13 protein-coding genes are annotated in these 12,009 nt (G+C 69.5%); 5 read left to right on the forward strand and 8 right to left on the reverse strand.

The features are described from left to right. Positions 1-79: 79 nt before the first annotated feature. Positions 80-901 (forward strand): MerR family transcriptional regulator, encoded by an 822-nt coding sequence (locus tag C8D87_RS20480; RefSeq protein WP_112227947.1) that lies wholly within the window; start codon positions 80-82, stop codon positions 899-901. Here C8D87_RS20480 and C8D87_RS20485 read toward each other — a convergent pair. Beyond that, the gene (locus C8D87_RS20485; RefSeq protein ID WP_325049693.1) at positions 888-1,973 is read right to left on the reverse strand and encodes an MFS transporter; all 1,086 of its coding nucleotides are present in this window, start codon (positions 1,971-1,973) and stop codon (positions 888-890) included. The two genes, C8D87_RS20480 and C8D87_RS20485, sit on opposite strands and share 14 nt — an antisense overlap. 49 nt (positions 1,974-2,022) lie before the next feature. Here C8D87_RS20485 and C8D87_RS20490 point away from each other — a divergent pair, with 49 nt between their 5' ends. Continuing rightward, positions 2,023-2,418: an SSI family serine proteinase inhibitor gene (locus C8D87_RS20490; RefSeq protein WP_112227949.1), complete on the forward strand. Its 396-nt coding sequence runs from the start codon at positions 2,023-2,025 to the stop codon at positions 2,416-2,418. Positions 2,419-2,441: 23 nt separating this feature from the next. Here C8D87_RS20490 and C8D87_RS20495 read toward each other — a convergent pair whose 3' ends face one another. The 5 genes from C8D87_RS20495 to C8D87_RS20515 all read right to left on the reverse strand — a co-directional run bounded on the left by C8D87_RS20495 (position 2,442) and on the right by C8D87_RS20515 (position 5,934). Beyond that, the gene (locus C8D87_RS20495) at positions 2,442-3,083 is read right to left on the reverse strand and encodes a GTP pyrophosphokinase (protein WP_233439600.1); all 642 of its coding nucleotides are present in this window, start codon (positions 3,081-3,083) and stop codon (positions 2,442-2,444) included. A gap of 51 nt (positions 3,084-3,134) precedes the next feature. Beyond that, complete coding sequence (locus tag C8D87_RS20500) at positions 3,135-3,515, reverse strand: tubulin-like doman-containing protein (protein WP_112227950.1); 381 nt, start codon at positions 3,513-3,515, stop codon at positions 3,135-3,137. Positions 3,516-3,581: 66 nt separating this feature from the next. After that, positions 3,582-4,553 carry a D-cysteine desulfhydrase family protein gene (locus tag C8D87_RS20505; protein WP_112227951.1) on the reverse strand — a complete coding sequence of 324 codons (972 nt, stop codon included), beginning with the start codon at positions 4,551-4,553 and terminating at the stop codon, positions 3,582-3,584. Further along, positions 4,544-5,404 carry a cobalamin-binding protein gene (locus tag C8D87_RS20510; protein ID WP_112227952.1) on the reverse strand — a complete coding sequence of 287 codons (861 nt, stop codon included), beginning with the start codon at positions 5,402-5,404 and terminating at the stop codon, positions 4,544-4,546. Before C8D87_RS20510 ends, C8D87_RS20505 begins: the two co-directional genes overlap by 10 nt. Next, a complete protein-coding gene (locus tag C8D87_RS20515) occupies positions 5,404-5,934 on the reverse strand; it encodes an NUDIX domain-containing protein (RefSeq protein WP_233439602.1) in 531 nt (176 codons plus the stop codon). The genes C8D87_RS20510 and C8D87_RS20515 overlap by 1 nt, the downstream gene beginning before the upstream one ends. A 236-nt stretch (positions 5,935-6,170) precedes the next feature. Between C8D87_RS20515 and C8D87_RS20520 the strand changes: the two genes are divergently transcribed. Beyond that, entirely contained in the window at positions 6,171-6,461 is a 291-nt protein-coding gene (locus C8D87_RS20520) for a hypothetical protein (protein WP_112227954.1), read from the forward strand. A 72-nt stretch (positions 6,462-6,533) separates the two neighbouring features. Then, entirely contained in the window at positions 6,534-7,547 is a 1,014-nt protein-coding gene (locus C8D87_RS20525; protein WP_112227955.1) for a transcriptional regulator, read from the forward strand. 7 nt (positions 7,548-7,554) lie between these two features. On the opposite strand, the gene C8D87_RS20530 is transcribed toward C8D87_RS20525, so the two are convergent. Continuing rightward, positions 7,555-8,928, reverse strand: coding sequence for an IucA/IucC family protein (locus C8D87_RS20530; protein ID WP_112227957.1), 1,374 nt, complete (start codon positions 8,926-8,928; stop codon positions 7,555-7,557). Positions 8,929-8,950: 22 nt separating this feature from the next. Here C8D87_RS20530 and C8D87_RS20535 point away from each other — a divergent pair, with 22 nt between their 5' ends. Then, on the forward strand, positions 8,951-10,384 hold the full coding sequence (locus C8D87_RS20535; RefSeq protein ID WP_112227958.1) for an IucA/IucC family protein: 1,434 nt from the start codon (positions 8,951-8,953) through the stop codon (positions 10,382-10,384). Here C8D87_RS20535 and C8D87_RS20540 read toward each other — a convergent pair. Next, positions 10,381-11,238 carry a hypothetical protein gene (locus C8D87_RS20540; RefSeq protein ID WP_112227959.1) on the reverse strand — a complete coding sequence of 286 codons (858 nt, stop codon included), beginning with the start codon at positions 11,236-11,238 and terminating at the stop codon, positions 10,381-10,383. The two genes, C8D87_RS20535 and C8D87_RS20540, sit on opposite strands and share 4 nt — an antisense overlap. Between the last annotated feature and the right edge of the window lie 771 nt (positions 11,239-12,009).

A 12,009-nucleotide genomic window follows, 5' to 3' on the forward strand; every position in this document is an offset into this window, starting at 1 on the left:
CAGGATGCGCACCCGGTGCGTTGCTCAAACCATCATTTCTTGACCCTGACACCGTGTCAGCCCCTACACAGGAGCAGTCATGTTCACCATCGGAGACTTCGCCCATCTGGGGCGTGTGTCGGTGCGGATGCTCCGCCATTACGACGCGGTCGGGCTGCTCCCACCGGCCCACGTGGACCCGTCGTCCGGCTACCGCTTCTACACCGCCGCGCAGCTGCAGCGGCTCAACCGGCTGGTCGCGTTGAAGGATCTCGGTCTGACGCTCGACCAGGTAAAAATCGTGCTCGACGAAAAGCTTTCCGTTGAACAGTTGCACGGAATGCTTTCGTTGCGGCGCGCCGAGCTGAGGCAGCAGATTCTCGCGGACGAGTCGCGGTTGCGGCGGGTTGAAGCACGTCTCCGCGCCATTGAAAGGGAAGGCGCAATGCCCACTGACGACGTTGTTGTGAAGCCGGTCGAGGCTGCGCGGATCGCCCGTTTGACGGCTACCGCCGCGTCGTACGGGCCCGAGGACATCGGGCCCGTGATCCAGCCGCTGTACCCGGAGCTGATGGCGCGCCTGGAGCGCGCCGGGGTGCCGATCACCGGGTACGGGATCGCCACGTACGAGCCCGCCGAGGGGGATCAGGTGCTGGTCCACGCGGGGATGACGGTGTCGGCCGACCCGTCCCCGGCGTACGACTTCGAGGTCGTGGACCTGCCGGCGCTGGCGGAGGCGGCGACCATCGTGCACCGGGGCACGATGGACGACGTCGACGTCACGTACCAGGCCGTGGCGAAGTGGGTCGAGGCTCACGGCTACCAGCAGAACGGGTTCGCCCGTGAGGTCTACCTGAACTACGGCGTGGGCGACCCCGCGGACTGGGTCACCGAGCTGCAGCTGGAGATCACCAAGCCGTAAGAGCGATCACCACGGCCAGGCCGAGCAGCCCGGCCGGCAGCGAGGCGAGCGAGGCGAGCCCGCCCACCAGGAGCGGGCCGCCCGCGTCGCCCAGTTCCCTGCCCACCTCGGCGCTGCCCATCGTCTGGCCCAGGCGTTCCTCCGGCGTGGCGGTCGCGAGCGCCGCGAACGCCAGCGGGGTCACGGCTCCTGATCCGGCGCCGATCAGGAGGGCGGCCACGAGCGCGCCCGCGAGTCCGGGGATCACCGCGGCGGCCACGAAACCCGCCGCGGCGGTGAGGACGCCTGCGCGGATGCCCGGGCGGGTCGTCACGCGTCCGGCGTCCAGCGCCCTGCCGAGGCGCGGCTGGACCAGTGCCGCGGTGATCGCGAGGAGCGACACCGCGGCACCGGTGACGATCGGGCCGTGCTGGGCGGCTTTCACCGGCAGGAAGCCCACCGCGGTGGCCAGTGCGGCCGTCGACGCCGCCAGTGCCGCCGTCGGCCTCAGAAAGTCGCTGTGGGACAGGCGCTTCGCGAGGTCGGCGAGGGTTTGCCGGTGGCGGGGCAGCGGTTTCAGGGCCGGCACCGTCAACACCCATGCGCCCACCGCCGCCGCGAGTGCGGCCATGGTCAGGAACAGCAGGTCGAAGCCGCCGAGATGGATCAGCACACCACCGAGCAGAGGTCCGGCCGTGTAGCCGACGCCCTTCCACGCGCCGTACCGGCCGAACGCCTTGCCCTTGGCGCCCGCCGGGGTGAGGCGGGCGACCATCGCGCCGGCGGCGGGGGAGAACGCCGCCGCGGCCACGCCCTGCCCGAACCGCGCGACGGCGATGTTGTCGATCAGCACGAACGCGGCGCTCGCGACGACGAACGCCACGAGGCCGCCCAGCAGCACCGGGCGGGGGCCAATTCGGTCGGCCAGCGAGCCGAAGACCGGCTTGAGAACGATCTCCGCGCCGTCGTAGATCGCGAGCAGGAGCCCGAGCGCGAGCAGGTTGGTCTGCAGAAATCCCAAACCGGATGCGACGCCGTGAGCTCCGAACGCGGTCACGAAACCCGCGGCGCACAACGGTAGGACGTTTTTCACGCGAGCCAGAATATGTTGGCTCCCCTGGGTTCGCGGGAAGCCCTCGGTCATGAACAGCAAGCGAATCGTGACCATGTCCGCGCTCGCCTGTGCCGGCCTCTTGTTTCCACTGTCCGGAACCGCCGCGGCTGCCGATGGCGAGCTGACCATGACCGTGACGCCGCAGAACACCAGCGCTGCGGCCGCGTACTCGCTCACGTGCAACCCGGACGGCGGTGACCACCCGAGCGCCGATGCCGCGTGTGCCGAGATCGAGGCGGCGAACGGCGACTTCGCGGCGTTGCCCGGCGAACCAGGCCTGCTGTGCACCTACATCTACGACCCGGTGACCGTGTCGGCGACCGGCAGGTGGATGGGCCACGAGGTCAACTACCAGGAGACGTTCCCGAGCACGTGTGAGCTGATCCGGGAGACCGGCTCGGTGTTCGTGCCGGAGATCAGGTAACCATCCGTCCGGCGCGGCGGTCCTCAGGGCTGTCGCGCCTCGTCCTGGTGGATCCTGCGGTGCAACGACTCCATGCGTTCGTCCAGCTGCGCCGCGATCATCGCCGAGGACATCAGCTCGTCCACGAAGTCGGCGGGCGGGCTGTCGTCGTACTTGTAGAAGAGCTTGTGCTCCAGCGTGGCCCAGAAGTCCATGGCGATGGTGCGCAGCTGCACCTCGACCTTCACGTGCTCGACCCGGTCCGACAGGAACACCGGAATCCGCACGATCAGGTGAAGACTGCGGTAGCCGTTCGGCTTCGGCACGGCGATGTAGTCCTTGGTGCGCAGGATCTCCACGTCGTGCTGGCGCGCCAGCATCGCCGAGACGCGGTACACGTCGGACACGAACGGGCAGATGACCCGCACACCGGCGATGTCGTCGAGCACCTCGCCGATGGCGTCGACGTCGAGCGGCAACCCCTTGCGCCGCAACTTCTCCAGAATGCCTTCCGGCTTCTTCACCCGGTTCGTGATGTGTTCGATCGGGTCGTGCCGGTGGACGGAGTCGAACTCCTCGCTGAGGATCCGGAGCTTCGTCATCAGCTCTTCGATCGCGAACTTGTAGACGAGCAACCGCCGTTCGAGGTCGCGAAGCAGGCTCAGGTCGTCGGCCAAGTCGGTCACGTCACCAGGGTACTGATCACGCGGGGGCGACCTCGCGGCGGTCACGCAGCGCTACGGCCGGGCCAGCCGCTCCGGCTCGCGCGCGACCCACTCGCGCAGGTCGTGCAGGTTGTCCTGCAACGGGTTGCGGACACCGCGGAACGGCAGCCGCAGCGCGCCGGGCAGCGTCTCCGCCCAGAACTCCCGGTACTGTCCGGATTCGGCGAGGTCCAGCTCGCCCGCCGCCAGGCCGACGATCCGGTCGAAGAGCCGCGACGGCGGGTGCGGCCGTGCAGGAAGGTCGTTCTCGTTGAGGTCCGCGTACAAGAACTGAACGCGAGAGGGCAGCTGGTCCGGCGGGAAGTGCTCGCGCAGCCCGCGTTCCAGCTCGGCCCCGACGCGACAGCCGGTGCCGCCCAGTCCGACGTACAGCGTGGGCCGGTGGATCCGCATGAGCTCAATTCATCCGGCCGGGCCCGGCCGGATGAACGGAAATCATGGGCAAAACCTGGCCAACTGTCAGAACTGCGCGACGGCCTCCTGCGCGTAGCCGTAGAAACCCGGCAGTCCACCCGTGTGGAGGAACACGACGGGGACGTCGCAGGCGGGCGCGAGACGGGCGAACTTCACCGCCGCCTTGCCCGTGTAGACCGGGTCGAGGATGACGCCCTCGGTCCGGGCGAACAGCTTCAGCACGTCCCACACGTCCTGGGTCGGCACGCCGTAGCCGGGGCCGATGGTGTCGTCGGTGACGGTGACGTGGCCGAGCTTCGGTTCGCCCGTGCCGAGCAGTTCGGCGGCGTCACCGGCGAGCTGGCACAGTTCCCGCTCGGCGTCTTCCCCGCTGTGGGAGACGCTCGCGGCGTGGACGGTGCCTTGCCAGCCCAGGAGCTCGGTGCCGAGCGCGATGCCCGCGGCCGTCGCGCCGCTGCCTTGGGGGACGACGATGGTGGCATTGTCGATGCCCCGCTCGGTGAGCTGCCCGGCCAGCTCGGCTGCCGCGGCGACGTAGCCGAGCGTGCCGAGACCGTTCGAGCCGCCGACGGGCAGCGTGACGGCCTTGTCGTGGTTGACTTTCTCGTACGTCCGCACGGTCTCCTCGGCGTCCGCGCAGACGTGCACGTTCGCGCCGAACATGTGGTCCAGCACGACGTTGCCGGACTTCTCGTACGCGTCGCCAGACATCGGCACCTTGGCGGTGAGGACGAGCTCGCACCGCAGCCCGAGCTTGGCGCAGGCGGCGGCGGTCTGGCGGCCGTGGTTGGTCTGCAGCGCGCCGAACGTGATGATCGTGTCCGCGCCCTGCTCGATCGCCTGGCCGAGCAGGAACTCGAGCTTGCGCAGCTTGTTGCCGCCCGCGCCGAGGCCGTTGACGTCGTCGCGCTTGATCAGGACCGGCGGGCCGCCGAGCGCGGCCGTGAGCCTCGGTGCCTCGTCCAGCGGGGTCGGCCAGTTGCCCAGTGCGACTCGGGGGAACGCGCTCAGATCCATGCCGCGAGCTTATGTGCTTCCCCTGGCCGCGGGTCCGGGCCGAGGCCGTGCAGGACGTGGGCGAGCACCTCGATGCCGCGCACGACGCGAGGGCCCGGCCGGTTGTAGTAGGACGGACCGTCGAGCACCCAGGTCTCGGGGAGTGGCTCGGCGGGGAGTTCCCGCAGGGTTCGTTCCGGCGGGAAGCCGCAGGGCATCAGCAGGACGACGTCCGGGTTCGCGTCGTGGACGGCCTGCCAGGTGATCGGCTTGGTGTGTTCGCCCTTCTCGGCGAGGAGGGGGACGCCACCGGCCTTCGCGATCTGCTCCGGGACCCAGTGCCCGGCCGGCCAGACCGGGTCCAGCCACTCGATGGCGGCGACTCGCGGGTGGGCGAGGTCCCTGGTCTGCTGTTCGATCCGGTCGACGCGGTGGTGGAGCGCGGCGATCCTGTCCGTGCTGTCCACGCCGAGCGTGTCACCGACGGTCTTCAGGCAGTCCAGCACCTCGTCCAGTGTGGAAGGTTCGAGGCTCAGCACGGTCGGGCCGACGTCCATCATGCGGACCGTGTCCGTGACCCTGCGGTAGGAGATCGCGCAGACGTCGCACAGGTCCTGGGTGAGGATGACGTCGGGCTTGAGGTCGTCGAGCAGCGCGGTGTCCAACCCGTACAGCGACGACCCGCGGTGGACGGTCGCCGAGATCTCCCTGCTGCTCAGCGTGTTCTGGTCGATGCCGGTGCTGGTGACGACCGGGACGCCCGCCACCCCGGCCGGCCAGTCGCACTCGTGGGTGCGGCCCACGAGGTGGTCGAGCAGGCCCAGCTCGGCGACGATGTCGGTGGCGGCGGGCAGCAGCGAGACGATCCGCATCAGACCTCCCGCCCGAACTCGGCGTAGAACGTCGTCCCGGCGTCGAGAGCCTTCAGCGCCAGGGTCAGCCTGCGGTGCAGCGACGGGTAGATCCGCGGCCTGGCCTCGTCGAGGCTCAGGTAGACCACGGCCTCCAGCTCGTCGTCGTGCGGGCTGGCGTCGTCGACGATCCCGCCGTCGAACACGAACTGGTGACAGTCGCGCCACACGCCGTTGCGCGGCGTCCAGTCCACCACGAGCAGCGGTCCCAGTTCGACGTCGAGGCCGAGCTCCTCGCGGATCTCGCGGATCGTCGCCGCCTTCGGCGACTCGTTCTCGTCGGTCATGCCTCCCGGGATGTCCAGCACCGGCTTGTACGTCGGCACCACGAAGAGCACACGTCCGGTGGAATCACGGATCAGGGCGCCGCCGGCGGACGTCTTGCCGGGCCTCCTGGCGGCTATGCCCGGCTCGTACTCGACCTCGGCCGGTCCCTCTTCGAGGACGTCGGCGGCGAAGGCTGCGGGGTCTCCCGCGTGCTGTGCTGACACGAGTTGATGATCACACCACAGGGTGAATCCCGCACGGGCTGTGCCGTGGTCAGCGCCTGGTGGGCGGTGGTGCCGACGATGACGGAACGCAACCGAACGACCAGGGAGTACGCTTGGGGGTTGTAACTCCGTGCGATCAATCGCCGATGTCCACGGCAACATCGGTGGAGGTGACGCCAATGGGGGCAACCGGTGCCGCCAAGCGCAGAAGCGATGGTAGATCGGCCCCGTGGTCGGTGGTCGGGCTCACTGTCGTCTTCGTCGTGGTGGCCCAGGTCCAGTTCGCCATCGCGGTCGCGGAATCGGTCTGGTGGCCGGTCGCGATCGGGGTGCTGCTGCTGGCCGCGGCGGTCGCGTTCGTGAAGACGGCGCGCAGGCTGCGTTGGGAAGACAGCGACCCGTACGAGGCCCCGCCCGAGGTGGCCGAGCCGCTTCCGGCCGAGTACGAGTGCCACGTCGACGCCGACGGAAGCCTCGCGCGTGCGGTCGGCGACGTGGTCCACGCGTCGCGGCGCTGGAGGGCCTGACAGCCTCGCAGAGCGGAGACCGGGCCAGGCAGGGTGGCCCGGTCATGTCGCCCTGTTCGGGACAATGGCCTCATGCCGACGCCGGAACAGTGGCTCGAAGTACGCGCTCACCTGCTGCGACACCGCCACGCGCTGGCGTCGAAGGCCGCCGGGGAGTATCCGGACGTTCCGAAGGTCGCGGGCACGCCGTTGCTCACGTCCCCGCACTGGATGCCCGCCGCGCCGGTCCCGCTGGCCGATCTCTCGCTGGAACTGGCCCGCTCGTCGCCGCTCCCGGGTTTCACCTCGGACCTGCTCCCCGACGGCTTCCGCAGCTACTCGGACGCGATGGCCGCCCTCGCCGCGCCGGCCGTGTTCGAGAACCGCGAGACCTACCGCCTGCTCGGCTTCACCGACCGGCGGCTGACGTTCGGCATCGGCTCGTACTTCGACGGCATCGACGTGGGCGAGGCGTGTGCGCACGAGTACGCGGCGCGCGAGCTCGGGCATACCGACGCGTTGCCGTTGCGTGCTGCTGTGGGCGACCCGTGCGACCCTTCGCGGCGGCCCACCAACGTCGCCATCAGCACCCTCACGATCCGGCACGACCAGGCGACGGGCGAGGCGACGTTCTTCCTGCACTGGCGTGATCCGAAGCGGGTCGGGCACGCGGGCGGCATGTACCAGGTGCTGCCCGTCGGGGTCTTCCAGTCCGCCGGTGACGACGACTTCTCGTTGTGGCACAGCATGATCCGCGAGTTCGCCGAGGAGCTGCTCGGGGTGCCGGAGGTGCACGGCGCCGACTACGGGACCTGGCCGTTCGCGCGGCGGCTGACGTCGGCGGCGCGGGTGTCGTACCTCGGCATGGGCGTGGATCCCTTGACGTTCGCGACCGACATGCTGACCGTCGCGGTGATCGAGGCCGGGCAGTTCGACTCCCTCTTCGGCGACCTGGTGTCCCACAACGACGAAGGCCGGGTCCTGGAGGGACTTCCGTTCACCGCCGCGAACGTCGAGCGCTTCGTCCACGGCGAACCGACCCAGGCGGCCGGCGCGGCGCTGTTGTCGCTGGCGTGGCAGCACCGGGAGTCGTTGTTGTGCGCTTGATCCACGATCACGGGCTGAAGGGGTTGGGCAGGTAGGCCCAGGCCGTGGTCCTCGGGTCGAGCCGCATCAACGTCAGGGGCTTGGCGGGCAGCGGGTCGTGCAGCAGCGCGGGCCGGTCCGGGGTGTCCGGGACCGCCTTCGCCACCGTTCGCCAGAGTTCGCCGGCCGGTGCGTCGAGCGCGGTCACGAGGCCGGTCAGCGCGGTCGAGAAGAACGTGGCGAAAGCCTTGGTGCGCAACGTCTCCCGGTTCGCGTGGAGGCGTTCGGGGAGGTCCTCGCGCGGGCTGACGCGGATGTCGGCCAGGTCGCGGTAGATCACCCGGCGTGGTCTGCCGTTCACGAGGCCCACCAGCAGGTTCTGCTCGTGCGCCTCCAACGCGACACCGCGCGCGAGCAGCGTCATCAACGGTGGCACGGTCAGTTCGGCGAACTCGCCGAGCCACTCGACCGGATCGCCGAGCGCGCGGATCGGGGGAGGGCCGCCGTCGACCGGGAGGGCGGTCAGTGCGGCCAGTGGCAGCAGGGTTTCGTGCTCGCGTGGAACCGGTTTGTCTCGCAGGATCACGCCCAGTTCGCGGTTCGGCTCACCGTTCGTGACGACTGCGGCGGAGGCTCGGTTGTGCTGCAGTTCGATGCCCTCGACGACCTGAGCGAGGAAGTCGGAGACCGTGGTCGCGGTGGTGATCGAGCTGCCGGAGATGTCCCGCACGGCCGAGGTGATCTGGGCGCTCAGCGTCGTTTTGACGTGCCAGCCGCCGGTCGAGAGGGTGCGCAGTGCCATCAGGGGGCTGGCGTCGAGCGTGCCGGCGCTGGGGAGGTTCAGGCGGCCGGCCTGCCACGGGTGCACCGGGAGCAGGATCGCCTTGCCGTCCCTGAGTTCGGAAGGCCAGTCGCCGTACACGACGTGGTCTTGCGCGGGGAGCAGGCGCAGCGCGACCGTGGGGCGGTGTTCAGGTCCGTACGCCAGGTGGTCGTGGGCGGTGAAACCCGTGCGGTTGCGGCAGCACGGGTGCAGCGGATGGCCGTCGACGACGCTCTGCTCGTGCTCCTCCAGAGTGCGGTCGAGGAACGGTGTCGTGAGCGGGCTCGTCGTGCGGGACAGCGCCAGCCCGGCCACGCTGTGGGCCACCTCGGCGATCAGGTTCGCGGAGCCCGGCCAGCGCAGGGCGGTGAGGAGGCCGACCGGATGGGCGTACTCGGCCTCGGTGGCGCTGACCTGGGGCAACGGTTCGATCGCGAGGGCTCTGCGCAGGCGCGCGAGGACGGCCGCGCGGGCTCCTGGCAGTGCCGCGAGGAAGCGCTCGGCACGCTCGCCGTCCAGTGCCGCGGCGAATTCGGCCTCGATCGGCGTCTCGGTCAGAATGATCAGATCCTGACACATCGCCCCAGGGAAGCGGACACCGGTGGAAGCGACCTCTGATCCCGACGGCATCACCTCGACCGCCCTGCTCAACTGCCTGCGGCGCGAGGTCGGCCAGGTGAGGGAGGACGGCACGATCCGCCTGCCGCGGACCGGCGTCCTGCTGCGCGCACGGCAGGGCCGCTGGCTGTCAGATCCCGAGGTGTTCACCGGTTCGTGGCAATCCCTGTCGTGGCAGGAACTGGCTCTGCTGATCACCAAGGAGCTCGGCGACCCGCCGATCGGCTTCCTCGACGAGATCGCGGGCTCCCGGTCGGCCATCGCGGCGATGCTGGGCGCGCGTCCCGCTCCGCCCGCCGACCTCTACCAGCGCTCCGAGCAGGCGCTGGTCGCCGGTCACCGCTACCACCCGGCGCCGAAGGGCCGCGGTGGCCTGCCCGCGGCGGAGTGGCTGCCGTACTCGCCCGAGGTGCACGCGCGCTTTTCGTTGGTGCACCTGGAAGGCGAGTTCGCCGACGACGGCGACGTGCCGCTGCCGCCAGGAGTGCTGCCCGCGCATCCGTGGCAGCTGTCGTTGCTCGGGATGTCCGGGGAGGTCGCCGACCACGAGGTCTGGCCGACGTCGTCGGTGCGCACGGTCTACGACCCGGCCGCCGACCTGTTCTACAAGTTCAGCCTCGACGTGCAGATCACCAACGACGTGCGCCGGCTGTGGGCGCACGACCTGCGCTGGATCCCGCCGCTCGCGCGGGTGCTGAGACCCGTGTTCGCGGACATCGCCTCGACCTATCCCGGTACGGCTTTTCTGATCGATCGCGGTTACCGGACGTCGCCGGACTGTTTCGAAGGGCTCGCGGTGGTGGTGCGCGACGGCGTGCGGCGGCACACGTTGCCCGGCGTCACCCCGTTGCTGGCGGCCGGAATCAGCGAGGGTTTCGAAGGCAACCCGCTGGACGGCCTGGACCGGGACGGTGCGCTGCGGTGGTTCCGGAAGTACGTGTCGGTCGTCGTTCCCCCTGTGCTGCACGCGTTCTTCGCGCACGGCGTCGTGATGGAGTGCCACCTGCAGAACGTCCTGGTGGGCGTGGACGCCGCCGGGATGCCGGTGCAGGCGTTCTACCGCGACCACGAGGGAATGCGTTTGCTGCCGGGGCATGCCGCACTTCTGTCCGAAGTGGATGGTGAGAGCGGGTCGCGCGGTGTCTCGGAGGCGAAGGGCTGGGAGCGGCTGCAGTACTGCCTCGTGGTGAACCACCTCGTGGAGATCGCGGGCGCGGTGCTGTCCCGGCACCCCGATCTCGGCGTGTGGGCGGAGGCGCGGGCCGTTTTCGCCGGGTACGGGTCGTTTCCGTTGCTGACGTCGTTGCTGGAGAGCCCGGTCGTGCCCGCGAAGGCCAACCTGCTGCTGCGCTGGACCCGTGCGGAGGGTGCGGCGAGCCGGTACGTCGACTGCCCGAACCCGTTGTATCGGAACTAGCCGGGGCCCTCGCCGAGGATCCTGCGCAACGCGTCGGTGATGGCGCGCTCGTCACCGGGGTCGAGCGCGGCGTAGATCAGCGCCTGGACGGAAGCCACGAACAGGTCCCGGTTCTCCCTCGTGTCGTCGCCGGTGCCCGCGATGTGCTGCGCGAAGCCCGACGTCTGCGCCGACACCATCGAGCTGAGCATCCTCGCGGTGATGCCGGGCCGGAGCCGGACGCCGAGCAGCCGCAGGCCTTCCTCGTACACGGGCACCCATCGCGTGGAGTACGCGTCGAGCATCTCGCGATACGCCTTCGTGGCAACGGACCGCCACTTCGCGTCGATGGTCAGCGAGAGCTGGAAGAGCCAGTACCGCGCAAGTCGCGTGCGCATCCGGAGGTCGTGCGTGGCGATTTTCGTGATGAGGTCGGTGAGTTCGAGCTCTCCCGCGCGCACCCTGGGCAGTTCGGCGAGTGCCCGGCGCGGTCCGTAGTCGAGGAAAAGCCCCCAGCGCGGCGCCGTGCAGGTGTACTTGATGAGGCACATGAAGAAGTTCGCCATACCGCCGTGGCTCGGCCAGCGATCCTTGAACGCGCCTTCGCCCACGCTCACCGCGCACGGCAGGTCAGCGGCGAGCGCGGCAGCCCTGCGCACGACAACGGTCCGCGTCAGCCGTGCACCGGCGAGCTCGTCGCGGCTGCGGCGGCTGCGGCCGGACAGCTGGTCGTCGATCTCCTGGAGCCCGCCCTCCAGGAACACCATCGTGGCGGCGTAGACGGACCGGCGCGGGTTGCGCGGATCCGCGAGGCTGGGCCGGGAAATGTGCTCCCCGAACACCTCCGGCCAGTCGACTTCGTCGTTGAAGTGCACGGCACCCCCTGGAGATCACCTCATTCCAGCACGCGCCCGGCGCATCAGCAACGCCCTGACGAGCCTCCTGAACAGGAGGATGACGAACAGGACCGCTGCCGACATCGTGTAATCACGAGCAGCCGGAAGGGAAGACCGATGCGCATCGTGGTGGAGACATCGTTGTTGTCCATTCGCGTGGCCGAGGTGCTGGTGGTCCTGCTGACCGCCGTCGTGTGCGGGCTACGGCGACGCAAGGGCCCTCCGCGGTGAGGCACGGCTCGGTGATGTAGCGCGAACCCGGTGCCCGGTCCGTCGAGCAGAACACCCGGAACGGCAGCCGCGCACGCCCAGCCCGATCGTCGTCTGCCCCTCGAACTGCCCCGCCCACGCGACGTGGCGGGCGTGCTGTACCCGCTGACATCGTCGGTGGAGCCGGGGCTCGCCTCCTTCGGCAGGGAAACCCCAGGTGATGCCGCGGGTTGCCGATCACGAGGCCGTCAATACCTGTGTCGCGCGCATTTTCACAAGCTCCGCCTGTGTGAACGCGTGCAGACCGTCTTGCACGCCTTCCGGCACGGTCCGATGGCCTGAGGGAATCGTCGGGTTATTGGTCCGGTGTGGACAATCAGGGGCCGATGCGGACTTCTGAAGTGCATATTCCCGACTGACGTCGTCGAATCGGTGAATTTGAAATGTCCACCAGGCGAGTTCATCTCGCTGTAATCGCCCGGTTACACGGCGTGATCGAACGGTCTTTCGTTCAATTGAGGGTGAGTGGGCTCAATGGGT

This window comes from Lentzea atacamensis, assembly GCF_003269295.1.
In the GTDB taxonomy this organism is placed as follows: Bacteria; Actinomycetota; Actinomycetes; order Mycobacteriales; family Pseudonocardiaceae; genus Lentzea; species Lentzea atacamensis.